The sequence below is a fragment of the Undibacterium sp. TJN25 genome (genome assembly GCF_049339885.1).
GTDB lineage: Bacteria > Pseudomonadota > Gammaproteobacteria > Burkholderiales > Burkholderiaceae_D > Undibacterium.
On the sequence record NZ_JBMPPM010000003.1, the window covers coordinates 25,661 to 51,135 of the forward strand.

21 protein-coding genes are annotated in these 25,475 nt (G+C 60.5%); 13 read left to right on the top strand and 8 right to left on the bottom strand.

What is annotated here, in order from left to right:
• Positions 1-91 precede the first annotated feature (91 nt).
• The gene (locus ACO0LO_RS07110; RefSeq protein ID WP_422963513.1) at positions 92-1,846 is read left to right on the top strand and encodes a PHB depolymerase family esterase; all 1,755 of its coding nucleotides are present in this window, start codon (positions 92-94) and stop codon (positions 1,844-1,846) included.
• A 91-nt stretch (positions 1,847-1,937) separates the two neighbouring features.
• The gene (locus tag ACO0LO_RS07115) at positions 1,938-2,564 is read left to right on the top strand and encodes a PulJ/GspJ family protein (protein ID WP_422963514.1); all 627 of its coding nucleotides are present in this window, start codon (positions 1,938-1,940) and stop codon (positions 2,562-2,564) included.
• A gap of 54 nt (positions 2,565-2,618) precedes the next feature.
• Here ACO0LO_RS07115 and ACO0LO_RS07120 read toward each other — a convergent pair whose 3' ends face one another.
• Positions 2,619-3,524: a LysR substrate-binding domain-containing protein gene (locus ACO0LO_RS07120; RefSeq protein WP_422963515.1), complete on the bottom strand. Its 906-nt coding sequence runs from the start codon at positions 3,522-3,524 to the stop codon at positions 2,619-2,621.
• A 106-nt stretch (positions 3,525-3,630) separates the two neighbouring features.
• On the opposite strand from ACO0LO_RS07120, the gene ACO0LO_RS07125 reads away from it, so the two are divergent.
• Both ACO0LO_RS07125 and mrdA read left to right on the top strand, forming a co-directional pair.
• A complete protein-coding gene (locus ACO0LO_RS07125) occupies positions 3,631-4,272 on the top strand; it encodes a glutathione S-transferase (protein ID WP_422963516.1) in 642 nt (213 codons plus the stop codon).
• 232 nt (positions 4,273-4,504) lie between these two features.
• Entirely contained in the window at positions 4,505-6,427 is a 1,923-nt protein-coding gene (mrdA, locus tag ACO0LO_RS07130; protein WP_422963517.1) for a penicillin-binding protein 2, read from the top strand.
• A gap of 218 nt (positions 6,428-6,645) precedes the next feature.
• Here mrdA and ACO0LO_RS07135 read toward each other — a convergent pair whose 3' ends face one another.
• From ACO0LO_RS07135 to ACO0LO_RS07150, 4 genes are all read right to left on the bottom strand, one after another.
• Positions 6,646-6,996, bottom strand: a complete 351-nt coding sequence (locus ACO0LO_RS07135) for a BON domain-containing protein (protein WP_422963518.1) — start codon at positions 6,994-6,996, stop codon at positions 6,646-6,648.
• A gap of 248 nt (positions 6,997-7,244) precedes the next feature.
• The gene (locus ACO0LO_RS07140) at positions 7,245-8,633 is read right to left on the bottom strand and encodes a sigma 54-interacting transcriptional regulator (RefSeq protein ID WP_422963519.1); all 1,389 of its coding nucleotides are present in this window, start codon (positions 8,631-8,633) and stop codon (positions 7,245-7,247) included.
• Positions 8,634-8,659: 26 nt separating this feature from the next.
• A complete protein-coding gene (locus tag ACO0LO_RS07145) occupies positions 8,660-9,265 on the bottom strand; it encodes a hypothetical protein (protein WP_422963520.1) in 606 nt (201 codons plus the stop codon).
• Positions 9,255-10,709 carry a sensor histidine kinase gene (locus ACO0LO_RS07150; protein ID WP_422963521.1) on the bottom strand — a complete coding sequence of 485 codons (1,455 nt, stop codon included), beginning with the start codon at positions 10,707-10,709 and terminating at the stop codon, positions 9,255-9,257. Before ACO0LO_RS07150 ends, ACO0LO_RS07145 begins: the two co-directional genes overlap by 11 nt.
• A gap of 352 nt (positions 10,710-11,061) precedes the next feature.
• Between ACO0LO_RS07150 and ACO0LO_RS07155 the strand changes: the two genes are divergently transcribed.
• The 4 genes from ACO0LO_RS07155 (at position 11,062) to ACO0LO_RS07170 (ending at position 15,887) form a co-directional block, all read left to right on the top strand.
• Positions 11,062-12,093, top strand: a complete 1,032-nt coding sequence (locus ACO0LO_RS07155) for a beta/gamma crystallin-related protein (protein WP_422963522.1) — start codon at positions 11,062-11,064, stop codon at positions 12,091-12,093.
• A 109-nt stretch (positions 12,094-12,202) separates the two neighbouring features.
• Positions 12,203-12,568, top strand: coding sequence for a hypothetical protein (locus ACO0LO_RS07160; RefSeq protein ID WP_422963523.1), 366 nt, complete (start codon positions 12,203-12,205; stop codon positions 12,566-12,568).
• An 82-nt stretch (positions 12,569-12,650) separates the two neighbouring features.
• Positions 12,651-13,484 carry a substrate-binding periplasmic protein gene (locus ACO0LO_RS07165; protein ID WP_422963524.1) on the top strand — a complete coding sequence of 278 codons (834 nt, stop codon included), beginning with the start codon at positions 12,651-12,653 and terminating at the stop codon, positions 13,482-13,484.
• A 237-nt stretch (positions 13,485-13,721) separates the two neighbouring features.
• Complete coding sequence (locus ACO0LO_RS07170) at positions 13,722-15,887, top strand: S46 family peptidase (RefSeq protein ID WP_422963525.1); 2,166 nt, start codon at positions 13,722-13,724, stop codon at positions 15,885-15,887.
• A 49-nt stretch (positions 15,888-15,936) separates the two neighbouring features.
• Here the strand turns inward: ACO0LO_RS07170 and ACO0LO_RS07175 are convergent, their stop codons facing one another.
• Both ACO0LO_RS07175 and ACO0LO_RS07180 read right to left on the bottom strand, forming a co-directional pair.
• Positions 15,937-17,271: a glycosyltransferase family 4 protein gene (locus ACO0LO_RS07175; protein ID WP_422963526.1), complete on the bottom strand. Its 1,335-nt coding sequence runs from the start codon at positions 17,269-17,271 to the stop codon at positions 15,937-15,939.
• Entirely contained in the window at positions 17,268-18,182 is a 915-nt protein-coding gene (locus ACO0LO_RS07180) for a 1-aminocyclopropane-1-carboxylate deaminase/D-cysteine desulfhydrase (RefSeq protein WP_422963527.1), read from the bottom strand. Before ACO0LO_RS07180 ends, ACO0LO_RS07175 begins: the two co-directional genes overlap by 4 nt.
• A gap of 209 nt (positions 18,183-18,391) precedes the next feature.
• Here ACO0LO_RS07180 and ACO0LO_RS07185 point away from each other — a divergent pair, with 209 nt between their 5' ends.
• The 3 genes from ACO0LO_RS07185 to ACO0LO_RS07195 are packed head-to-tail and all read left to right on the top strand — an operon-like array spanning position 18,392 to position 21,447.
• Positions 18,392-19,288: a methylglyoxal synthase gene (locus ACO0LO_RS07185; RefSeq protein WP_422963528.1), complete on the top strand. Its 897-nt coding sequence runs from the start codon at positions 18,392-18,394 to the stop codon at positions 19,286-19,288.
• A gap of 34 nt (positions 19,289-19,322) precedes the next feature.
• Entirely contained in the window at positions 19,323-20,246 is a 924-nt protein-coding gene (nhaR, locus tag ACO0LO_RS07190) for a transcriptional activator NhaR (protein WP_422963529.1), read from the top strand.
• Between the two features lie 31 nt (positions 20,247-20,277).
• Positions 20,278-21,447, top strand: a complete 1,170-nt coding sequence (locus ACO0LO_RS07195; RefSeq protein ID WP_422963530.1) for a DUF1624 domain-containing protein — start codon at positions 20,278-20,280, stop codon at positions 21,445-21,447.
• 164 nt (positions 21,448-21,611) lie between these two features.
• Here the strand turns inward: ACO0LO_RS07195 and ACO0LO_RS07200 are convergent, their stop codons facing one another.
• Complete coding sequence (locus tag ACO0LO_RS07200; RefSeq protein WP_422963531.1) at positions 21,612-22,352, bottom strand: AAA family ATPase; 741 nt, start codon at positions 22,350-22,352, stop codon at positions 21,612-21,614.
• 355 nt (positions 22,353-22,707) lie between these two features.
• Here ACO0LO_RS07200 and ACO0LO_RS07205 point away from each other — a divergent pair, with 355 nt between their 5' ends.
• Positions 22,708-23,631: a Tim44 domain-containing protein gene (locus ACO0LO_RS07205; RefSeq protein WP_422963532.1), complete on the top strand. Its 924-nt coding sequence runs from the start codon at positions 22,708-22,710 to the stop codon at positions 23,629-23,631.
• 231 nt (positions 23,632-23,862) lie between these two features.
• On the top strand, positions 23,863-25,467 hold the full coding sequence (locus tag ACO0LO_RS07210; RefSeq protein WP_422963533.1) for a S10 family peptidase: 1,605 nt from the start codon (positions 23,863-23,865) through the stop codon (positions 25,465-25,467).
• Positions 25,468-25,475: the final 8 nt, after the last annotated feature.

The following is a 25,475-nucleotide window of genomic DNA, read 5'->3' on the forward strand; positions in this document are numbered from 1 at the left end:
CGGCTCAGGCTGCGCATTTCATACTATCAAAACAAGAACGAAAAACGTCGCATCCTCTGCATTCCTATCTATCCACAATGGAGACACCATCATGGCATTACATTGCAACACTGTCGCCGGGCGCTTGGGGAAATTCCTCGCCGCCATCGCCTTCCTGCTGCCCGCATTCGCCGCGCAAGCACAGGTTGCCGCCGGCCCCGGCGCCTGGAGCAGCAACCAGACCTGGGCCGCGGACACCGTCAACGGCGGCAACCTGACCGGCTATTTCTACTGGCCCGCCACCCAGCCCACGCTGGCCGGCAAACGCGCGCTGGTGCTGGTGCTGCACGGCTGCACGCAGACCGCCGCCGGAGACGTGATCGACAAAACGGCCAACAACGGCTTTAACTGGAAGGCGGTGGGCGATCAATACGGCGCCGTGATCCTGGCACCGAACGCTACCGGCAATGTGTATAGCAACCATTGCTGGGACTATGCCAGCACGAACCATAACCGCACTTCCGGCCATGACGCCATCCTGCTGGACCTGATCAGCCGTTTCGTGACAAATCCGCAATATGCGATCGACCCTAACCAGGTGTATGTGACCGGCCTGTCTTCCGGCGGCGGCGAAACCATGGCGCTGGGCTGCATGGCGCCGGACATCTTTGCCGGCGTCGGCATCAATGCCGGCCCGCCTCCGGGCACCACGACCTTGCAGATAGGCTATGTGCCGTCCGGCTACACAGCCGCTACCGCCACCAATAACTGCCGCAGCCTGGCCGGCGCCAATACTGCCAAATTTGCGACGCAGATTGCCAGCGTAGTGTGGGGCACCAGCGACTATACAGTGGCGCAAGCCTACGGCCCGATGGATGCGGCGGCAATGCGCGGTGTCTATGGCGGCACGTTTACACAGGGCAGCGCAGTGACCGTGGCTACCGGCGGCAGCAACATCCCCTATACCGACAGCAACGGCAAATTACGTACGACAGAAATCACCGTCACCGGCATGGCGCATGCGTGGCCGGCCGGCAGCGGCGGCCAGAACAGCAACTATGTGGACTCCACCAAGGTTAACTACCCCTCCTTCCTGATGAACTTCTGGTTCACCAATAACCTGCGCGTTTCCACGGTAGCTGCACCGGTGATGACTTCATGCAATACAACGGTGTCCGGCTCCACCGCCACCGTCAGCGGCGCGGCGACCGATTCCGCCGGCAGCATCAGCAGCTACCGCGTGCAGCTGAGCGGGCCTACCGCCGTCAACGATACGCCCGCAGGCAGCGGCGCCAGCTTCAGCAAAGGCTACGCGCTGAGCAATGGCACCTACACCGGAACGGTAACGGCCAGCGACAGCGGCACCGGCCTCACGTCTGCTGCGTGCAGCATCCCGCAATTCTTGGTGGGCCCACCGCCGGCCATATTGCCGCCCACCGGCCTCGCAGCAGGCACTACCACTGCCAGCACCGTGCCATTGACATGGAATGCCGTCAGCGGCGCTACCGGCTACAACATCTACCGCAACGGCGTCAAAGTAACGGCCACACCTCTAACCGCCACGTCGTACACCAGCACCGGGCTGGCGGCCAGCACCACTTATAGCTTCCAGGCCAGCTCGGTAGGCTCGGGCTCAGTAGAGAGCGCATTGTCGGGTACGGTATCGGCCACCACGAAGGCAGCGTTTACCTGCACCACGACCAATGCCAGCAACTATGCCCATGTACAGGCCGGGCGGGCGCATGACAGCGGCGGCTATGCACTGGCCAACGGTTCCAACCAGAACATGGGGCTGGATAACCTGTTCTACACCGCCACGCTGGCGCAGACTTCGGCCGGGTACTACATCATCGGTAGCTGCCCCTAAGCCTGGGTCAGGCAGGCTGTAGCAAACATCCCCGCAGCTTGACGGCTGCGGGGATGTTCCCGCTTTCTTATTCTGGAATGCTCATCCACAGATGAAGACAACGATACCGATAAAGCGTAAATATGGATTTACGCTGGTGGAACTGCTGGTGGCGGTTTCGGTGATGGCGATCATCGCTATGCTGGGCTGGCGCGGGCTGGACGTTATCATCCGCGCACGCAACAGCCTCACCGGCGAACTGGAAAAGGCGCATGGCGTCCAGCTGGCATTTGCACAGATGGAGAGCGACTGCGAACACCTGATTAGCTACTCCACCTTGCCCAACCGCGCGCCACTGGTGGTGGCGCAAAACCGCCTGGTGCTGGTGCGCAATGTGTTTGCCGACAACCAGCCTTCCCGCGTGCAGGTAGTGGCATACCATTTGCGCGACGGCGTATTGTCGCGCCGCGAATCGGCAGCGACGCGTGATCTGGCGACGCTGGATGCACTGTGGCAGGCTGAAGCCGCCGACGTGGCAAACAGCCGCGATGTGGTGCTGCAGACCGGCGTGGCCGGCATGGGAGTACGCGTCTGGCTCAGTGACGGCACGGGCTGGCGCCAGCCCGGCATAGACGTGGCTCCGTCCGGAGGCGCCACGCCGACGGGGCTGGAAGTGCTGCTGCAGGTACAGGGCGCCGCCAGGGGCATGACCAAGGTGTTCCTGCTGGGCGCGCAATAAGGTTATGCAGCCGGGATGCGAGACAACGAAACCCAACGAAACCCAGCGAAGAAGCTATTTTTTCAGCCGCTGCAGCACGTCCAGCTTGCCCAGTTCCGTTGCCGCATGCTCAAGGAAAGCGCGCAGCTTGGGGGCCATGTAGCGGGCGCTGGATACCACGAGGTTGACCGGTACCGATTCAGATTCCCACTCCGGCATCAGCCGCACCAGGCTGCCGCTGGCAAGGTCGTCCGCCGCCTGGTAGGACAAGGGCCGGCCCAGGCCGCGGCCGGCACGTACCGCATGCAGCATCGCATCCACATCGTTGACCAGCAGCCGCGGCGCAATCTTCACGCTATGGTCGCTCCCGGCATGACGGAAGCGCCACTCCAGCGCCGAGCGCAGGCCGGTGGTGTGGATAAGATCATGCTCGGCCAAGTCTTCCGGCGTTTTGGGGGTGCCGCGCCGGTTCAGGTAAGCCGGGCTGGCCACCAGCAGCCGGCGCACTTCGCCGACCTTGCGCGCCACAAAGCCTGCGTCTGCCAGATGGCCTATGCGCACGGCCATATCCAGGCCTTCTTCTATCAAATCCTGGTTGCGGTCGCTCAGCAGCAGCTCCACTTGCACCGCCGGATATAGATCCATGAAACTGATGACAACCGGCGTCACATGGCGGCGGCCGAATACCTGCGGCGCGGTCAGCTTCAGCGTGCCGCGCAACGGCGCATCTACGTCTTCGCGCACCGCCTCTTCATAATCTGCCAGCACTCGCCGCGCCAGTTCGGCCAGGCGCATGCCGGCCTCGGTCGGCGCCAGCCGGCGCGTGGTGCGCTCCATCAGCCGCGTGCCGACCCGTTCTTCCAGTGCGGCCAGTGAGCGCGTGATTGCCGGCGGCGAGCGGCGCAGCTTGCGGCCTGCGCCGCTAAGGCTGGCGGTGTCGAGTATGGCAAGGAATACAGTCAGTTCATCCAGGCGGTCCATATCGGCTCATTCTTCCTGTTCGTGGAAAGCTGATTTCCACTATAGCATTATTTACGCCGCATTCAGGAACAGTTACGCTGCGCGTATCCATCGCAAGGAGCCTTCCATGAGCAACACTTACACCGCCGCCCCCGAGCCCGCCATCACGCTGCACGGCACCCTCTATTCCGGCCACAGCCACCGCGTGGAACTGCTGCTGCGCATGCTGGACATTCCCTACCGTTTTGTCGAGGCCGCAGCGCCGCAGCGTAAAGGCGCAGAATTCCGCACGCTGAATCCGCTGGGCCAGATCCCGGTACTGCAAGATGGCGAGCTGGTGCTGTGCGACAGCAATGCAATCATGGTCTACCTGGTCAAGCGCTATGCGCCGGATAGCTGCTGGCTGCCGGACGATCCGGTGACTGCTGCACAGATACAGCGCTGGTTTTCCATCGCAGCCGGCGAAATCAAGTATGGACCTTGCACGGCACGCATGGCGCTGCAATGGGGCATGCCGGGCGATCCGGTATCTGCCGCCGGTATCGCCCATGACCTGCTGCGCTTCATGGATGGCTACCCGCAAGGCAAGGAGTACCTTGCGGCCGGCCATGCAACGCTGGCCGATCTGGCCTGCTACCCGTATATCGCCCATGCGCCGGAAGGGCGCATTCCCCTGGATGCCTATCCGCAAGTGCGTGCATGGCTGGCGCGGGTGGAAGCACTGCCGGGGTTCAAGCCCATGCCTGCATTGCCGGTGCCGGCGGCATAAACACCGGCGCGCCGATGGCGCTGCATATCCGTTACCTCCGGCGCACGCTGCGGCCGTAAATCCCACGCTTGCGCCATCAAATAAATCTGTTCCAGGGCAGGCAAACACCCGCACAAACCATGCGGCTGTCGCTATACTTGCGGCAGCCCGAAAATCGCACTGCCCCATCCATTCTTTATACCTCCTGCTGCCTGCGCACGATGCCGCACATCCGCCGTCAACCTCTTCCCAAATGACCGAACTCCGCAACACCGAGCGCGAGCTCCGTTTATTCAGGATGCGCCTGCTGTTTGCCGGCATTCTCATCTTTTTTTGCTTTCTCGCGCTGATCACGCGCTTTGCCTGGCTGCAGATCATCAAGCACGACCAGTATGCGGCGCAGTCCGATGAAAACCGCATCCTGACCGTGCCGGTGGTGCCCAACCGCGGCCTGATCATGGACAGGAACGGCGCGGTGCTGGCGCAGAATTACTCGGCCTATACGCTGGAGATCACGCCGTCCAAGATTGCCGAAGACATGGATACGCTGCTGGACAAACTGGGCATGCTGGTGGATATCCAGCCGAAGAACCGCAAGCAGTTCGTCAAGCTATTGGAAGAGTCCAAGAATTTTGAAAGCGTGCCTATCCGCACCCGGCTCACCGACGAGGAAATCGCCCGCTTTACCGCACAGCGCTTCCGTTTTCCCGGCGTGGAGATACAGGCGCGCGTGTTCCGTCGCTATCCGCTGGGCGAGACCGCGTCGCACGTACTGGGCTACATAGGCCGCATCAGCCAGAAGGATGCCGAGAATATCGCCGACTCCGATGACGGCGCCAACTACAAGGGAACTAGCTATATCGGCAAGGAAGGGCTGGAAAAAAGCTACGAGAAACTGCTGCACGGGACCACTGGCTTTGAGAAGGTGGAAACCACGGCGTCCGGCCGCGCAATGCGCCTGCTGTCGCGTAACGCACCCACTTCCGGCACCAACCTGGTCTTGTCGGTGGACATAGAACTGCAAAAAATCGTTGAAGAAGCCTTCGGCGACCGGCGCGGCGCACTGGTGGCGATAGAACCGGAAACCGGCGACGTGCTGGCCTTTGTATCCAAGCCGACCTATGACCCCAACCTGTTTGTCGAAGGCATAGAACAGCAGAGCTGGAATGAACTGAACACCTCGCAGGACCGGCCCTTGCTGAACCGCCCTCTGACGGGCGCCTACCCGCCCGGCTCCACCTACAAACCCTTCATGGCGCTGGCCGGTCTGGAACTGGGAAAGCGTACCCCGGCGATGTCCATCTATGACGCCGGTTTCTTCAACCTGGGCAATCACCGCTTTAACGATGACAAGGTGGGTGGCCATGGTACGGTAGACCTGTATAAATCCATCGTAGTGTCTTGCAATACGTATTACTTCATCCTGGCGAACGACCTGGGCGTGGATGCAATCCATGACTTCATGCAGCCTTTCGGCTTCGGCCAGAAGACCGGCATCGACCTGGAGAATGAAAGGTCGGGGCTGCTGCCTTCCACCGACTGGAAGCGCCGTTCGTCCAAAAATGTCGCGCAGCAAAAGTGGAACGCCGGCGACACCATCTCGCTGGGTAACGGCCAGGGCTATAACACGTTCACGCCCTTGCAGATGGCGCATGCGGTCGCGACGCTGGTCAATAACGGTGTAGTGATGAAGCCGCACCTGGTGAAAATGCTGGAAGACCCGCAGACCCATGCCAGGACGCCGACGGTGAACAAGGAAAGCGGGCGCATCCCGCTGAAACCGGAAAACATCGAAACCATCAAACAGGCAATGGTGGGAGTGGCACGCGAGGGCACGTCCAGGGGGGTGTTTGCCAACGCCGAATATGTCTCCGGCGGCAAGACTGGCACCGCGCAGGTGTTTACGCTGAAAAAGAATGAAAAGTACAATGCCGGCCGGCTGGCGGAACGGCTGCACGACCATGCGTGGTACACCGCATTTGCACCGGCAGACCATCCGCGCATCGCGATTGCCGTCATCGTCGAAAACGCCGGCAAGGGCGCGGAAGCGGCAGCGCCCATTGTAAGGAAGGCGCTCGATTATTACCTGCTGGGCAAACGGCCGACGCCTTTGGATAAAACCGCGCCCCCGCCGGCAGCACCGAAAGTGGAAGACGGCGATGGCGAAGAAGAATAAATCCGCAAGCTAAAAACCGCCCCGGGAGCAATCCACAGCAAGGTTTTAGCGTAAGCCTCCATAACTCCGGGCATCCAACATTACGCCATGCTCCATCCAGGCCATTTCTTGCCCGCATAAAAAAACCGGGACTGTCTTGCGACAATCCCGGTCCGAGCACGGCCATCCATGAAGGAATGACTAGCTCTAAGGCGGCAAACCTTTACAGCGCATGCAAATTAGCTGGCTTTCACTTGCAGCTGGTTCTGGATATCTTTCACGCCTTCGATAGCGGCAACCATCTTGATGACGCGGTCGCCGGCTTCAGTGTTAGGCACTGCGCCTGTCAGGATGACGACGCCCTGCTTGGTGGTGACGTTGATTTTCAATGCGGACACTTCTTTGTCCGAAACCAGCGCGCTCTTCACTTTGGCAGTGATCACGGAATCATCCACGGCAACGGCAGCTTTCTGCGTCACGGTCGGTTTATCCGCTTGCGCTGTTGCAGCGTCGGCGGCGAAAGATGATGCTGCAGTAAGGGACAACAGCGCAGCGGCGAAAAATGGAGCGATCAGTTTACGGTTTTGCATGGTAAATCCTTTCAGTTCTGGGTTGAAGGCAACACTGCGGAAATTATTCATTTACGTGTTCATTGCAGTGCCACTCCCTAGCCATACAGCACACGCCGTGCCAGCACTGAAAAGTGTTAATCAATTCAATTACTTAGCCATGGTTGCTTGCAAAAACCGCCTGCAAAACCATGGTTTTAAATGATTTTCTGTCGGGTTTTGGCGACATATAAAAAAGGCAAAATCATAAGTCATTGATTTTAATAAATTTATTCCTGTCGCTCATCGACGACACCCTCTCCGTCGGCCCTGAACAGGCTCGGTGTCAGCGCATGTTTTTGCAGTAGCCGGTAGAACTCGGTACGGTTGCGGTCGGCCAGCCTGGCGGCGTCGGAAACGTTGCCGTCGGTCAGTTTCAGCAGCTGTATCAGGTAATCGCGCTCGAAGCGCTGGCGGGCTTCGGTATAGCTGAGTACCTCCAGCGAAGGCACCCGCAATGCCCGCTGCACCAGCGACAGCGGCACCAGCGGCGTGGTGGCCAACGCACAGACCTGCTCGACGACGTTATGCAACTGGCGCACGTTGCCGGGCCAAGGCGCAGCCATCAGCGCCGCCAGCGCATCGGGCGCAAAACCGTTGATGGGCTTGTCGTATTTCTCGGCCAGTGCCTGGCGAAAATGGTTCGCCAGCAATGCAATGTCTTCGCGCCGTTCCGCCAGCGACGGCAGCGCCAGCGTGACGACGTTGAGGCGGTAATACAGGTCTTCGCGGAACAGGCCTTCTTTCATCGCCACATCCAGGTCGCGATGGGTGGCCGACAGCACCCGTACATCCACGTTGATGACCTGGTCGGACCCCACCTGCCGCACCGTGCGCTCCTGTAATACCCGCAGCAGCTTTACCTGCAGCGGCAAAGGCATGTCGCCGATTTCGTCCAGGAACAAGGTGCCGCCGTGCGCTGCCTGGAACAGGCCGTTGCGGTGCGCGACCGCGCCGGTGAACGAGCCTTTGACATGGCCGAACAGTTCGGATTCCAGCAACTGCTCCGGTATCGCACCGCAATTGACGGCAATGAATGGCGCCTTGGCGCGCTGGCTGGCGCGGTGGATCGCGCGCGCCAGCAATTCCTTGCCGGTGCCGCTCTCTCCCTGGATCAGCACGCTGGCGTCGGTGCCAGCCACCAGCCTGGCCTCGGCCAGCAGTTCGGCCATGCGCTGGCTGCGGCTGATCAGTTCTGCCCGCCAGGTCTCGTCCTTGCCGGCCGGGCCGGATGTAGGGCTGGTCAGGCTCAGCGCATGGGCGACCTTCTCCAGCAGCACATTGCCGTCAAAGGGTTTGGTCAGGTAGGCATAGGCGCCGTGCGCCGTGGCCGCCACCGCATCCGGTATCGTGCCGTGCGCCGTCAGCAGTATGACAGGCAGTGCGGCATGCTGGCTGCGGATGTCATCGAACAATGCGAGGCCGTCGCGGCCCGGCAGCCGCACATCGGTAATCACCAGCGCCGGCATTTCTATCGCCAGCCTGGCCAGCGCCGCTTCCGCACTGCCAACCGCGGTCACGCGGTAACCGGCGGCGGACAGGCGCATCGAAATCAGCGTCAGCAGGTCGGGGTCGTCATCGACCAGCAGCAAGTGGGCTTGTTCATTGCGGGTTTTCATGGTGGTCCCCTGGCGGTATGCCTGCGTTATTGTTTGCCGTCGGCCGGAGGCGCCGGGGGCACACTGCCCGTGCCCGGCGTGGCCGGCATGCGCGGGCGCGTCGGCAATTGCCGCTCTATCGCCTTCAGGTCTTCCAGCTTCTGGCTCAACTGGTCGGCGCGCCGCTGCGCGTCTTTCAATTGCTGGCTCTGCTTGTCGGCAGCCTCGTCCAGCCGACGCCATTCGCTGTAATTGGCAGACAGGAAGTAGGCCAGCGGCTTGAGATGCTCGGCCTCCGCATCGCTGGATTTGACAACCCCGTCCAGCGCCGCCATCGCCCGCGCCAGGTCGCCGCTGCCGCGCATGAAGCCGAACAGGATTGCCCTCTGCACTTCACGGTGCGGGGTCTTCGCCAACACGTTCAGGTCTGCCATCAGGCGCGGCAATTCAGCGGAGGGCAGCAGGCGCACTCTCTGGAAGTAGGCCAGCAGGTCTTCGGTTTCACTGGAGCTGCTGGCCGGAACAGGCGCGGGCTGAACCAAAATGACCGGAGGCGCCGCTTCAGCGGCGGGCGGCAGTGTCTTGCAGCCCGCCAGCGCAAAAAACACGACACTGCAAAGGACATACCGGAGGGTGGGTAATTTAGCGTTCATACGGTAGTTCTATCCTAAAATGGGCGCCCGTTGCGGCAGGCAACAGCTGTACTTTGCCGCCATGCGCGGCGACGTATTCGCGGACGATGGACAAGCCTATACCGTTGCCGCTGCGGGCGCCGGAGGGCTGGCGCGCGCCCTGGTAAAAGGGTTCGAAAATACGTTCGGCATCTGCCGCAGCAACGCCCGGCCCTTCATCCATGCAATCTATGCAAAGCTGGCCGCCGGTATCCGTCGCGGTATTCGCCACGACGAAGCGGATCGTGCCGCCTTCGGGACTGAAGCGCACAGCATTGGACAGCAGGTTGGCCAGCGCCACGCCCAGCTTTTCAGCATCGGCGGCGATGCTGTCCGGCGTACCGGGCGCCAGCTGCGTTTTTACCTGCAAACCACGCGACTGCCATTGCAGGCGCTGGCTGTCAATGACAGTGTCCAGCATCCGCGCCAGGTCCACCGGCGTGCGCTGCATGTGCTGGGCATCGAAAGCCGCAGCATTGTAGCGCAGCAGGTCTTCTATCTGAGTTTGCAGCGACGCGGTATTCTGCCGCAGGATGCGGGCTATTTCGCGCTGGTTGTCCGACAAGGCCCCTGCCACGCCGTCTTCCAGCAGCGCCACGCCTTCGCGCAACGCCGCCAGCGGCGTTTTCAGTTCATGCGAAATATGGCGCAGGAAACGCGCCTTGTCGGCCTCCAGGTCCGCGAGCCGCCGGCGCAGCCAGTCCAGTTGCCGCCCCAGCCGGCGCAGGTCGCGCGGCCCGCTGATGGCGATGTTCTGATCAAACTTGTTTTCGCCAAGGCGCTCAATCGCCACTTCCACCTGCGCCAAGGGACGCGACAGCCACATGCCGAACGACAACGCGAGCAGGATGGCGCTGGCCGTTGCGCCCGACACCAGGCCCATCAGCAGCCGCCGCTGGCGTTCCAGTTCAGCCAGCGCCTGGTCGTTGCGGCGCTCTATCTCGCGCTTGCCGGCCAGCGCCAGCTGGTCATTGATTTCGGGCAGGCGGACAAAGGCCTGGTAAAGCGCCTGCTGGCTTTTAAACATCTTGTTCTTGTTCGGTTGGCGACCTTCCTGCAATACCTTCCAGGCTAGCTCGCCCTCGCCATTCCAGTCCTTAACCTGCTGCGGCGGCAGGTCGGGAATGGCCTGCGCCAGCGATTGCAGCGATGCCTGCGCCTCGCGCCAGGCGCCGTAGAAAATATCGCGGAAGGCGGGGTCATCCAGCACCAGGTACTGGCGCGCGCTGCGCTCCATTGCCACTGTTCTTTCTGCCAGCCGCTGCGATTCCTCTGTCAGTTTTACCGCCTGGTGCGCCACGATACGGCTCTGCTGGGTCAGTCTTTCCATCGTCAGCAGCGCATGCACCGAGGTGCCGCTCAGCAGCACTGCGATGAACAGGAAACCGGCTAACAGCAGTTGGCGGAAAGAGAGATTGGCGAGCATGGGGTCCGGTATAATGCGGCCGCGTTCAATGGACGGAGCAAACGTTGCGCGGCGGGAGGCCAGCGTACACGCTCAACCGGGCGGCAATAAGTGGTTTTTTAATTATTGTGTAAGTAAATTTGTTAAGCTCGGCCTGCTTCGCAGCATAAGCGAACCCAATTTACTTGCCAGAAACTGTATCAGACGGGAAGCCTTTGCTCCGTGTGTTTGCGCACAGAGCAAAAGGCATGTTACGTCTTGTAATAAAAAAACGGTCAACGACTTGCTGGAGCAAGCGTTGATGAATCATTCGAACGCACGATGCATGCACCGCCAGCCATCCTCGCTGGCGGCATAACTATAAGGAAAAGCCATGAAACACCGGACGCACACTCCCCATGTCAAATCAGGCGCGCTTGCCGGCTTGCTGGCACTCGCTGCCTTGTGCGGCATTGCCCATGCAGGCGACATCACATTGTATGAACGTAGCGGCTTCGGCGGGCGGCAGCTGGAACTGCGCGACAGCGCCCCCAGTTTGCGCGACGCCGCCTTCAATGACCGGGCGTCGAGCCTGGTCGTGCGCTCGGGCCGCTGGGAAGTATGCAGTGATGAAGGATTCCGCGGCACCTGTACCCAGCTGGAACGCGGCGAATATCCGGAACTGGATCCGCGCCTGAACAACCGCATCTCGTCAGTGCGCGAATTGGGGCGCAATGCGGGAAATTACGGCGGCCGCCCCGGCGGCGACAATGACGGCTACTACGGCAATACCAACGGTCCTGTACCGGCGCCTGGCCGGCCAGGCAGGCGGCCTGTTCTCAATATGTATTCCGGCCCGAATTTCGGCGGCCAGTCGATCAGCATCACCGAAGACGCAAACAACCTGAGGGAACAGGGTTTTAATGACAGCACGATGAGTATCGTGGTTCTGGAAGGCAACTGGTCCCTGTGCCGCGACGCCAACTACGGCGGCGAATGCCGTGTCTATAGCCCGGGCCGTTATCCGGACCTGAACGGCATGTCCAGGGCGATCTCCTCTGCGCGCGTGGTGCCGGGCGGCCGCTATGAAGACAATTACGAAGGCCGCCCTGCACCCGGCGGCTGGGACCGTCCGCACCAGGAACTGCCTCCGCCACCGGCCAATAATTATCCGCCGCGCGCCAATGTAGAATTGTTCAGCGGTGGCAACTTCGGCGGCGACCGTTTTGAAGTGGGGCAAGACCTCTCCAGCTTCCGCAGCGGCGGCTTTAACGACCGGATACAGTCTTTTGTCATCCATGAAGGCCAGTGGGAATTCTGCACCGACGGCGATTTCCGTGGCCGCTGCACCGTATTCGGCCCGGGGCGCTATGGCAATCTGGGCGGACTGGCGAACCAGCTGTCTTCGATGCGCAGGGTACGCTAAGCCCGTTCAGGGCTTTTGCCGGGCCGGGTATAGGGGTTTACAATAGGGCCTGCCAGGAATGGGTGCTGCTTTGCACCGGTTCCCGGCCCGAATCGATTAAAAGGCCATCATGAACAAGTCCGAAGCGATACAGATCGCCAATGAATCCCTGCAAGCCAATGTGCTAAATGACGGCAACACCCAGTTTTCCCAGGTTGTGCGTTATGCCAGCGATGAAGGCTGGTGGCTGAATATTCCCCTGGCCAACTTCCGCAAGGAAAACCATTTCCTGATCTGCAGCGAAAAATCCAAGATCATCCGCCACCTGATGATCAAGGCCAACAATATCCTGAGCCCGGCAACCAAATTCCGTGTGAAGGATGGCGTGGCAGATGTTTTCATCTCGGCAGCCAACCCCAAGCGGCTGACCGACGTACTGCAAGGTGGAACAAAATATAGCTTTAACAAGCATTTGGTGGACGAACACCGATATTAAGACCTGTTAGCGGAAGTGGTATCAAGCCTTTATGCTGTGGCATACTGACCGCACTCCCCACTTTTCATGTCCACCGCCAAAAGTGAAAAAAGCATTTCTCGCGCATCTTGCCTACTATGCCTGCCGCGCAGCTGCGCCGGGCCTGCTGGCGCTTGCGCCGCTGTATGCTGAGGCAGCTTGCTCCCGCACGATCAACGTCCCGATTTCTCCCATAGGCCAGAGCGTCGTCATCAGTGGCGATAGCATTAGCGGCGTGTATCCGGATGTACTGCGCGCCGCCAGCAGCAAGGACGGATGCAGCTTTGAATTTTCGGTTGTGCCGCGGGCAAGGCTGGATGCGCTGTTTGAGTCCGGCAAGGCCGACCTGCTGATTCCCGCATCCAAATCCGCGCGCAGGGATGCACAAGGCACATTTGTACCGCTGATTTTCGGCCGCGCCACCATCATCACCGTCACCTCCAGCCGCCCGCCCATCCGCAACGCGCAAGACCTGCTGGACAGGCACGAACTGAAAGTCGCGCTGGTGCGCGGCTTCGACTTCGGCGACACCTACCAGAAACTGGTGAAGGAACTGACCCGCCAGGGCAGGGTGTACCTGGATACCGACGCCGTTTCCGTCGCCCGGCTGCTGCAGTCCGGCATCGCGGACGTCACCATCATGGCGCCCTCTATCATGGCCGGCGCCATACAGGACGAACCACACACACCCGGCCTGCTGGAAAAACTACGCTTCGAGCCCATAGACGAACTCCCATGGAGCGACAGCGGCGCCTACATCTCCAAAGCACTGGGCGACGCCGACCGCGCAGCCTTGCGCGAACTATTGGAACGCTCCGCCAAAACAGGCATGGTCTGGAACGCCTTCCAACGCTACTATCCGGCCAGCACACTGGCGGGCAGCATCAAACCACGCTAGCCACAGCTGCTATAGTCTGCTCCGCTGAAATCTTGCTTTATTTCCGTGGATACAAAATCCAGTAACCTGATGTGATGGCGCATATTGCCCAACCCGTAGGGCGAGTCTGCGGTCGCCTTTTTGGCATGCTACGCCGCGCCCCAGCAGCAAAACAATGCCATATCGTCCATTTGACGGCAGAATCTCCCCCCTTATATACTAGCCCGTTCCCCACCCCACACCCATAAAGAGACCACTTTGCCCACCACATCGTTAAAAACGATCCTCCTTCCGCTCGCCCTGCTGGGAACAAGCCTCCCGGCACTTGCCGACGAAGGACAATGGCAGCCATACCAGTTGCCGCAATTGAAATCCGAACTGCAACGCATAGGCATCACGATCCCGGCCGAAAAACTGGCCGACATCACCAAACACCCGATGAACACCATCGTGTCGCTGGGCGGCTGCTCGGCATCGTTTGTATCCGATAGCGGGCTGGTGGTGACCAACCATCATTGCGGCTACGGCGCGATACAGCGCAATTCGACGGCGGCGCATAACTATATTGCCAACGGTTTCCTGGCAAAAACACGGGCGGAAGAGTTGCCCGCCGGATCGAACCAGCTGATCTACGTAACGGACAAGGTGGAAAACGTCACAGCGCGCGTACTGAAGGGCCTGGGCGCCAACCTGTCCGGGCGGCAGCGCAGCGAACAGGTGGAGGACCGCATCAAGCAGCTGGTGCAGGAGTGCGAGCAGGACAAGAACTACCGCTGCTCGGTGCCAGCCTTCCACCGCGGGCTGGAATACTATCGCATACGGCAGCTGATGATACGCGACGTGCGGCTGGTGTACGCGCCGGCGGAGAGCATAGGCAATTTCGGCGGCGACGTCGATAATTTCGAATGGCCGCGCCATACCGGCGATTTCTCTTTCCTGCGCGCCTATGTGGGCAAGGATGGCAAACCTGCCGACCCTTCGCGGGACAATGTGCCTTACCACTCCAAAGATTTCCTGACGGTGTCAGCGGCCGGCATGACCGTGGGCGACCCTGTGCTGCTGGCCGGTTATCCGGGCCGCACCAGCCGTTATAAATTGCCGGTGGAAATCCGTTTTGCACGCGATTCCAGCTATCCCAAATATGTGGCGGAAGCCACCGCCGACCTGGCCGTGATCGCGCAGTCCACACAGGGCAATGCGGAATGGGATGTGCGCTATGCCAACGTGGTGAAGAGCATCAACAATAGCCTGAAGAAAACCCAGGGCCTGCTGGATGGTTTTGCACGCAAGGACATTGCCGCGATCAAGGATGCACAGGATGCGGAATTCCGGCAGTGGCTGACACAGCAGGCCGATGCCACGAAAAACAATGCAATGCTGGCAGAACTGAACGCAGCGATTGGCGCCGACATGGCGCTCAGCGAGGAACAATCGGCCTATGCCATCGCCACTGCGAGCGAACTGCTGCGCAGTGCGCGCACGATCTACCGGCTGGCGCTGGAAAGACAGAAACCGGATGCCCGGCGCGAAGCCGGCTACCAGGAACGCGACCTGCCTTTCATCAAGGCGCGCCTGGCGCGGCTGGAACAATCTCTCGTCGCCGATGTGGACCGGGCGCGCTGGACAGCCGCCTTGCAGCGCTACCGCAAGCGCGCTGCGGAAGAACACCCGCAAGGACTGGATGCCTTATTACCGGCGCCGGAAGCACTGGCAAGCCTGTATGCGCAAACCGGGCTGGCCGATACCGCCACGCGGCTGGGCTGGCTGAACAAGGACGCAAAAAGTATCGCCAGATCCGATGACCCCATGCTGCAGCTCGCGGTAAAACTCAACGAGGTGGCGCTGTCGCTGGAAAACCGCCGCAAGGACGTGGACGGCAACCTGGAGCGCGTCGTGCCGCAGTATATGCAGGCAGTAATCGCATGGAAAAAATCGCAGGGCAAGCCGGTGTACCCGGATGCCAACTCTACCTTGCGCGTCACTTACGGCACGGTAGCGCCGTATTCACCACGCGACGGCATCAGCAAGGGGCCGTTCACGACAGTCGAAGGCGTGCTGGAGAAAACCACCGGCAAGGAGCCGTTTGAATCGCCGAAAGGGCTGGTGGACGCAGTGACGGCCAAACGCTATGGCGTATATCGCGATGCAGCGCTGGGCACCGTGCCGGTGAATTTCCTGACCAGCACCGATACCACCGGCGGCAATTCCGGCTCGGCAGTGATGAACAAACGCGGCGAACTGGTGGGCCTGAATTTCGACTCCACCTATGAGTCGGTGACCAAGGACTGGTATTTCGACCCGGCGATCACGCGCGCGATCCATGTAGATATACGCTATATGCTGTGGGTCATGCAGGAAGTGGACCACGCCGACAACGTGCTGCAGGAAATGACGATCAAATATCCGGCCAAGACCAAGTCCTGATTCCCTTACCCGGCAATGCACGGCCCCCGCTTTATGCCCGGGCCGTTTTTTATTGGCCCGCCGCTTTGTTCTTGGCGGCGATCCACTGCGACATGTATTGCGTGCTCTTGTGCAGATGGTGGCGCAGCATCGCGCCGGTAAAGTTGCGCTGCCGGTACGCTGCCTGGTTGCTCCTCGCATCTTGCAGGCAGGCGAGCAGGTCTTTTGCCATCTCTTCTTTTGAGAACCGCAGGCGCAGGATATCGCTGCCATGCTGCCGCGCCTGCTGCCATAACGCCTGGTCCTGATACAGGGCCACTGCAGCGGCAGCGAATGTTTCGCTCTCGTCTGCTACCGCACCCGCCCAGGGCAAGTTACCACGCATGCCTTCGGCGCCGATGGCGGTGGTGACGCTGGGCGTACCGCACAGCATGGCGTCGGCCAGCTTGCCCTTGATGCCCGCGCCGAAGCGCAGCGGCGCCAGGCATACGCGGCCATGCACCATCACCGTATGCGCATCTTCCGCCCAGCCCAGCATGTGGAAACCCTGCGCGGGATTGTGCAGGGCCATGGCCTTCGGCGGCGGATAGGAGCCGTACACATGCAGCTCGGCCTGCGGCAACTGTCGGCGTATCGCCGGCCATAGTGCATGCTTGAGCCACAGCACCGCATCCCAGTTCGGCGCATGGCGGAAGTTACCGATGCTGATGAAGTGGCGGCGTTGCTCAAACGGCAGATCGGTGCCGGATTGCACGGAGGCGGATGACATCAGCGCACAGTGATGCAGCAGCGTTGCCGGCACCGCAAACTGCTGCTGCAAAAAATTCCGTTCCGTATCCGAAATCAGCAGGCTGATGTCGCAACGGTAGATGGCCGCGATTTCGCGCTGCGCCATGTCGTCATCTGCCATTGCCGCATACAGCTGCTCAGGCGCAGCCAGCACCCGCCCCACGCTTTGCTTCTGCGTTTCGTTGGCGAATGCCTGCTGAGCCTGCTTCAGCAGCCGTTGCCGGGTATTGCGCAGGCTGTGCAGATCCACCGTGTCCAGCACGCGCAAGGCCTGCGGGCAGGCCTGTTCCACCCGCCAGCCGAACTGTTCTTCGGTAAAGAACCGGTCGAACAGCACCAGATCCGGTTGCAGCGCGGCGACAACATCGTTGAAGCTGTCGCAATTGACGGCAATGCTGATTTCGGCCACGCCCAGTGACGGCAAATCGGCACGGTGTTCCGACAGCGCAGCAGCGCTGGCGAAAGTGACCTGCCATTGCTGCGCCACAAATAACTGAATAAATTCCATCATGCGGCTGCCGGCAGCGGATGAACGCGGTTCCGGCCATACGTAGCCGATGATCAGTACTTTGGCGATTTTGCCGGTGGCGCTGGCGTTGGCGAATGCTTGGTTCATTGCGGACTTTCTGCGGGAGGCGAAAACCCTCGCGCTCCCTGCAAACCGCCGGTATGCAGGGCGAGCACACGCTCATCGTCGCGGAATTTACCGGCGGCGACCAGCAGCTTCAGCGCATAGAACATTTTCCCGGTGTACACAGGTTCGACGGGAATGCCGGTTTCCGCCGTGAAGCCGGTGCAAAACTCCAGCAGCTCCGGCGTGGTCCTGGCATAACCGCCGTGGTGATGGCCGGTCAGCAGTTCATAGTTATCGTAAGCCGGATAACCCGCCTGTTGCAGCAGCGATGCAATTTCGGCGCGCAGGTAGTCGGCGTTCTTCAGCACTGCAATGCCCAGCACTCGGCCTTGCCCTTTCAGGCCTGCCAGCAAGCCGGCCAGCGTCGCGCCCGTGCCGCAGGCGACCAGCATCGTATCCGGGACAAATGGCAGTTCATCGACCAATTCGGCGACACCATGCAGCGCGGACGCGGAACTTCCGCCTTCCGGCAGCCAGAGAAAATCATCGGCGTCCTGGTCCGCGCCGATGCCGATACAGGCGCGCCAGCGCCCGGCATCCACGCGCAGTGCGCGGTATTCTTCGCGCGGCACGAACAGGATGCGCATGCCCAGCCGCCGGCAATCGTCCAGCGTGGCGCTGTCCGTTGCATGCGGGCCGCGTACCAGGCCTGTTGACGAGTGGCCGAGCAGCGCCGCCGCATGCGCGACGGCATGAAGATGGTTGGACCATGGGCCGCCCATCGTCACCAGGCTGGCCTTGCGGCCTTGCAGCTGCATCAGTGGATATTTGAGCTTGCGGAATTTATTGCCCGAGACCTCGGCATGCAGCAAATCGTCACGCTTGACCCAGACCTGCCGGCCCAGTATGGAAGCATCCTGTATCAGTTGGCAGGGAGAAGGGGAAATCGGCAAGGGCATTGCTGTGCGGCCGGCAGCAGCGCCGGTACCGGTTCAGGGACTGGAATAGGCAGGATTATGCCTGAATTTCACGGGCAAGCTGTCCCTTGCCGTGCAGCGCATTGAGGAAACGTCAGGAAACGCCGGACCATGGATAAAATACCATTCTTGTTGCCCTCTTGCAGTAAACTATACTTATCTTTTCCAAACCGGTGCCTGATCCGATGACAACGCCCCCACGCCGCCTGCGCATAGGCTTGATCGCCAACCGTTCCCATCAGGATGCGCCCAATTCGGCGCTGGTGCAGCTGTTCCGCGGTGCAAAAGAAGCTATCAGCGTGCTGCAGCCGGAACTGATCGTGGTCGGCAGGACGCTGGATGCGCTGATCTCGCACGACTTGGTCAACGGCTACCCTGCGATGCAGCGCTTCCCCTACGGGCGCGAGGGCGGGCTGATGAAACTGGTGTCGCGCGTCGTGGACAGCGAGCCGGAGCGCGCCGTGGATGCGGTGATCTACCTGATCGACCCGGTGGACCCTTCTTCCATCTTCCCGGAAGCGCTCGCGCTGAAACGGCAATGCGTGATCCACGGCAAACCCTTCCTGTCCACATTGGCCAGCGCGCGCGAATGGCTGGAGCTGGAAGCGCTGGCCGCTGGCGCGGCATCCGATGCCAGCCTGGATGCGGCATTCGGCTTTGCCGGCGAAGGCATTGCGCTGATCGCGCATGATGCGATGAAAGAACGCATGCTGGGCCTGGCGGAACGGCATTTTGCGCTGCTGGATGGCTACACGCAACGCTATGCTACCGGCACCACCGGTGGCCTCCTGAACCAGCTTGCGCAAAAAATCAAGGGCGAAGACGCCGGCCGCAACTGGGTCCAACCCTTTTTGTCGGGCCCGCTGGGCGGCGACGCGCAGATTGCAGAGCTGGTGCTGGAACGCAAGGTACGCCGTATCCTGTTCCTGGAAGACCCGCACGTGGCACGCCAGCATGAGGCCGATATCCAACTGCTGGAACGCGCAGCCCGCACAGTGACCGACTTTGCACTCGTGATCAGCGATGCGGACGGCGCCGACCGCTGGCTGGATTTGCTGGCCCGCCGCTCAGCGGCAGTCTGATGCCGATGAATGCAGCGGCGATGAAGAAAGTGCCATGAAACACACCGGCCTGAACCTGCGGCACCTGTACTATTTCTGGGTAGTCGCCAAAGAGGGCGGCGTGACCCGCGCCGCCGAACGTCTGGGCGTGGCCGTGCAGACCATCAGCATGCAGCTGTCACTGCTGGAACAGGCGATCGGCAAGTCGCTGCTGACTACGCAGGGGCGTCGGCTGGTGATGACCGAAGCCGGCAGGGTGGCGCTGAGCTATGCCGACCAAATCTTCCTGCTGGAAGAGCAGATGCAGGACGCGCTGGCCGAAACCGACCTCGGCAGCAGCATGCGGCTGACGGTGGGCATTTCCGACTCGCTGCCCAAACTGATCGCTTACCGCTTGCTGGAAACCGCGCTGCACTTGCCGCAAAAAGTCAGGCTGGAATGCTATGAAGGCAAGTTTGAATCGCTGCTGGCCGACCTTGCCCTGCATAAGCTGGACGTGGTGCTGACGGACCGGCCGGTCAGCGCAGGCACCAGCCTGCGCGTATTCAGCCATCCGCTGGGTGAATGCCAGGTGATGCTGTTCGGCATACCGGCGCTGGCACAGAAATACCGCGATAACTTCCCGTCCAGCCTGCACGGTGCGCCGGTGCTGCTGCCGACGCGCAACAACGCGATACGCGGACGCATAGACCAGTGGTTTGAATTGCATAATGTGAGGCCGGACGTGGTTGGGGAATTTGAGGACAGTGCGCTGCTGAGCACCTTCGGCCGCAGCGGCCTCGGGCTGTTTCCGGCAGCGTCCATCCTTGCAACGGATGTGCAGGAGCAGTTCGGCGCCGAGCTGGTGGGCGAACTGACGCAGGTGCAGGAACAGTTTTATGCAGTTTCCACCGAACGCAAGATCAAGCATGCGGCGGTGGAAGCCATACTGACGGCGACGCATGGCGGCGTATTCAGCCTGGCGGAAAAGAATCACTAAATCTTAAAAAAACAGCTTGGGGAGAGATATCGTGTTAAAACCCGCCCGCCTGCCGGCCATAGATTTGCTGCGCGGCATTGTCATCGTATTGATGGCCCTGGACCATACCCGCGATTTTTTCGCGGCGACGCCTTTTGATCCCATGGATCTGATGCAGACCAGCCCGGGCTGGTACTGGACGCGCTGGATCACCAACCTGTGTGCGCCTACCTTTGTGCTGCTGGCCGGCGTATCGGCCTTCCTGCGCCAGCAAAAGGCCGGGCTGTCGAATAATTCCCGCTACCTGCTGGGGCGCGGCGCAATGCTGGTAGTGCTGGAATGCACGTGGATCAGCTTTAGCTGGCAATTCGGCTACAACGTCATCATCCTGCAGGTGATCTGGGCGCTGGGCATGGGCATGATTTTCCTGTCGGCGCTGATTTGGCTGCCGCGCCCGCTGGTCGCCATCATCGCGGCACTGCTGATATTGCCGCACAACCTGCTGGACGCGCTGCACGGCCCTACCTCCGGCGTACTGTTCAAGGCCTGGCACCAGGGCGGCTTCCTGCCGCTGGGCGAGCACTTCGGCGTTGCATTTGCCTATCCGCTAATGCCCTGGGTGGGATTGATGGCAGCCGGTTATGCGATGGGGCCGGTATTTTTATGGGAAGCGGAAAAACGCCGCCGCTTCCTGGCGTTGAGCGCCGCAGCGCTGCTGCTGGTCTTCGTGGGACTGCGCTTCGGCAACATCTACGGCGATCCCGACCCGTGGTCAGAACAGGCAAAGGGCAGCGTGTTCAGCTTCCTGTCCTTCATGCGTGTACATAAATATCCGCCTTCGCTGCTGTACCTGTGTTCCACGCTGGGCATCAGCCTGGGCATACTGGTGCTGCTGGACAAATACGTAAAGCAGCGGGTGCCGGTGCTGTCGCTGTTCGGGCGCGCGCCGCTGTTTTTCTATTGCGTGCACATCGCGCTGATACACGCGCTGGCCTGGGTGTACATGGGCCTGCGCTACAACTACCATCCCTCCTTCGTCGGCCGCGGCCAGAAACTGCCGGAGGGGTATGAACCCACGCTGCTGGTCTGCTACGCGGCCTGGGCCACCATCATCGTCATCATGTTCGGGCTGACTACCGCATGGACGCGCTGGCGTGATGCCAGGACAAACACTGCCGCCGCACCTAGCCGGCCCCTCGCTGCAGGCTCAGCACAAAGCTGACTCCGCCTGGCACATTGTGGGCGGTAAAGGTGCCGCCCATCTTGGCCATACAGGGCTCGGCGGCAAACAGCGCGGCTGTGGTCCCTGGCTGACGGTAGCGGTCGAGGCTTCGTCATCAACAGCACTTGGCGCCGGCTCGACAGCCGGCCACCAGGAAGCTACAACTACTCTTCAGTGTCCTGCATCAGCTGCTCAAGCCTTCTTGGGTAATGATTGAGAAAATCTTTGGTGATCGCGAAGTGTTCGGTCTCCTCAAACTCAACCTGGCGCACTCCGGTGTCGTCAAACTGAAATATCGTCGCGTTCGGATACGACAAAAGGATGGGGGAATGCGTCGCGATGATGAATTGCGAGTCGTCGCCGACCAATTGGTTGATGGCGCGCAGTGCGGCCAGTTGCCTGGTGGGAGATAGTGCAGCCTCTGGCTCGTCGAGCAGATACAAGCCCTGGCCTCGTAGTTTATTGAGAAGAACCGCCATGAAAGCCTCGCCATGCGAATGCGCGTGCAGCAGCTTGTCGCCATAACCGACACCTGCCCCACCTTGGTCCATATACGTCGACACATTGAAAAATGTTTCTGCACGAAGAAAGTAAGCATCCCTTGGTGTTGCAAAACTCCTCACCAGCTTTAAGTGTCTGTGCAAGCTGGATTCGGAAGTGGATGTCTGGAAGCGAACATTCCTGGTCCCGCCTTCATGGCCGAATCCAAGCGCCAGTGCAATAGCCTCCATCATGGTTGATTTGCCGGCACCGTTCTCGCCGACGAAGAAGGTCACATCGGCGTGAAATTTCAGTTTGTCCAGCTCCCTGACTGCCGGTATGTTGAATGGATAAGACTCCCATTCAATGTCAGGGGACGGCTTGATCGACAGGTTTTGAAGGTAAGGTTTTTTATTGATCGGCATCGGGCGCTTACTACAGTAGATGGCTTGCGTACTGGATTCTACGCCTCAGCGCGTTGCTGGGGTGGCATTGTCAAATTTACCGGACATTGAGGTCAGCACAGACCGCATGCAATGATTGCCGCTGTAATGACCGTGTCGAGCAAGAACACCTGGCTCCCTTGATGCCATGATGAACGGGATAATTGTCATTTTAACTTCAAAACGAATCATATAAGCCTAGTTACTTCTGCTTTAACGAAGTAATCCTTCTATTATCTTCGCTTTTTCCATCGTTCACTGTGCCCTACCATGCATGTATCGTCGGCTAACCGATGAATCCGGCGCTTTGCGCAGGAAATACACTATAGGAGCTAACATGAAAAAATTCTTGCTCACCATGATGATCGCGCTAGGCGCAGTGTCGCTGGGCGTGGCAGATGCGGAGGCCAAGCGCGTAGGTGGCGGCGGCGCCATCGGCCGGCAATCGCAGAACGTTTCCCGTCAGGCGCCTCCGGCGGCGGCACCTGCTGCGGCCAAGCCTGCGCCGGCAGCAACTCCTGGCGCGACGCCGCCTAAACCGGCCAGCCCATGGAAAGGTATCCTGGGCGGCGCACTGCTCGGCCTTGGTCTGGGCGCGCTATTCTCCAGCATGGGCATGGGCGGCGCAATGGCCAGCATGCTGAGTTCCATCCTGATGATAGGCTTGCTGGCAGCAGCAGGCATGTTCATCTACCGCATGATCAAGAACCGCAGCGCAGGTGCGCAAAAGCCGGCTTTTGCAAATGCCTATGGAGGCGGGCAGGCTAACGGGGTACCGGAAATCGGTTCCCGTGTGGACCAGCCGGCGGCATTCCAGTCCGGCACTGCTGCATCTACTGCATCCGCTTCATTTGATGCAGGCAATAGCGCCAACGCCGGAAACTGGGAAGTGCCCGCGGACTTTGACGTCAATGCTTTCCTGCGCAACTCCAAGACCTACTATATCCGCCTGCAGGCGGCCTGGGACAGGGCTGATGTCAACGATATCCGCGAGTTCACGACACCGGAAATGTTTGGCGAACTGCGTCTGCAATTGCAGGAACGCGGCGCCAGCGCCAACCATACCGATGTGGTCAGCCTGGATGCAGAATTGCTGGGCGTGGAAACCACAGCGAAGGACTATCTGGCCAGCGTCAAGTTCAGCGGCATGATCAAGGAAAGCGAACAGGCTCCGGCTGAAGCTTTTGCCGAAGTGTGGAACATGACCAAACCGGTCAACGGCCAGGGCGGCTGGGTACTGGCAGGAATACAGCCGCTTTAATAACCGCGCTTCAGCATGTGATTGAAACGCCGGCGGCCTTCCGCCGCGTGCAAACCCCTCCGCCGCCCATGGTGCCGGAGGGAGTTTTATTTGCCGTTCATCAGCGAAGATTGCCGCTCATACCAAAGCCGTGGCCCGCTACCATGAGCAAGCTTGCCCACGCGGCACGCCTGCTTGCAATGTCTGCCAATAGACGGATAATGGCGCCATAGACACCTGGAGCAGTATTACATGCACAAGGCAACACAGAATATTCTTACCGGCCTGCTGGGCGCATTGTTATTGGCGCTGGCCGCCTGCGGCGGCGGTGGATCTGCGCCATCTGTGCCGGTAACGCCGCCGACGGCGCCGGACAATGGCGGGAGCAGCGACGTGGCATTTGCCGACCCCGTCCATTATTCCAGCGCCGGCAACGCATCCCTGGCGGCGGCCGGTGAACAGGCGGCAGTCACCCATGCGCAACTGACGGTCAACGGCAAGCAGATCAGCTACACCGCCACCACCGGCCACCTGACCGCCAGCGACGCGGTCAGTGGCCAGCCCAAGGCCAGTTTTTTCTATGTTGCCTACACTGCCGACGGCAGCACGCAGGACAAGGCAGCGCGCCCGGTCACGTTTTTCTATAACGGCGGCCCGGGTTCATCCACAGTGTGGCTGCATCTGGGCTCTTACGGCCCCAAACGCATCGTCACCAATATGCCGGCCAACGTACTGCCCGACCCAGCGCCGCTGGTCGACAATGCGGAAAGCCTGCTGGATACCAGCGACCTGGTATTTGTGGACGCTATAGGCAGCGGCTATTCGCAGGCAATTGCACCGAACACCAACCAGACCTTCTGGGGCGTGGACCAGGATGCCGCCGCTTTCCGCGACTTTGTCGCGCGCTATGTCAAAGTCAACCAGAGGGACAGTTCGCCAAAATTCCTGTTCGGTGAATCCTACGGCGGCCCGCGCACTGCGGTACTGGCCAACTTGCTGGAAAGCGCCGGCATCAAGGTCGCCGGTGTAGTGTTGCAATCGCCCATATTGAACTACAACAGCAATTGCAGCATGTTCATTATCGGCACCGTCAGCTGCGAAGGGTATATCCCTTCTTATGCCGCCATAGGCGCCAATTACCTGCTGACCAACCCGGTTCCCGCGGACCTGCCTGCTTATGCCCAGCAAATGCGTGCATTCAGTGCAGCCATCTACCGGCCTGCAGTGGCCGCCTATATCGCGAACAAGACCCCGCCGGGTGCCGAACTGGTGACGCAACTGGTCAATTTCACCGGCATGGCTGACTATGTGTGGCGCAGCAACCTGGATACCGATCCGGGCACTTTCCAGGTGGGCCTGGTGTTTGGCCAGCTGATAGGCCGGTATGACGCACGGGTTTTTGCATCGAAAGACAGCCCGCTGTCCAGTGAAGGCGATCCCTCCTCCACGCTGATCACACCTGCGTTCACCAATAACCTGGCCGACTACATGACAAGGCAACTGAAATACAGCGCCAACTCCGCGTATACCATCAGCTCGAACGCCATCACTACCTGGGATTTCAGCCACGACAACCAGAAACTGCCGGACACCGTGCCCGACCTGGCCGCTGCAATGCTGCAAAACCCGTCGATGAAAGTGCTGGCGATTAGCGGCTACCACGATCTGGCGACGCCGTTCTACCAGACCGAAATGGATCTCGCCAGGCTGGGCAACAACGCCAACATCCAGGTCACCGTGCATCCGGGCGGCCACATGAATTACCTGACCGACGATTCGCGCAAACTGGCCAAGGCGGAGCTCGCGGCTTTTTATGCGCGCGCGGTGGCGGCCAACCCTGCCGCCGGCCTGAACTAGCAAGGACA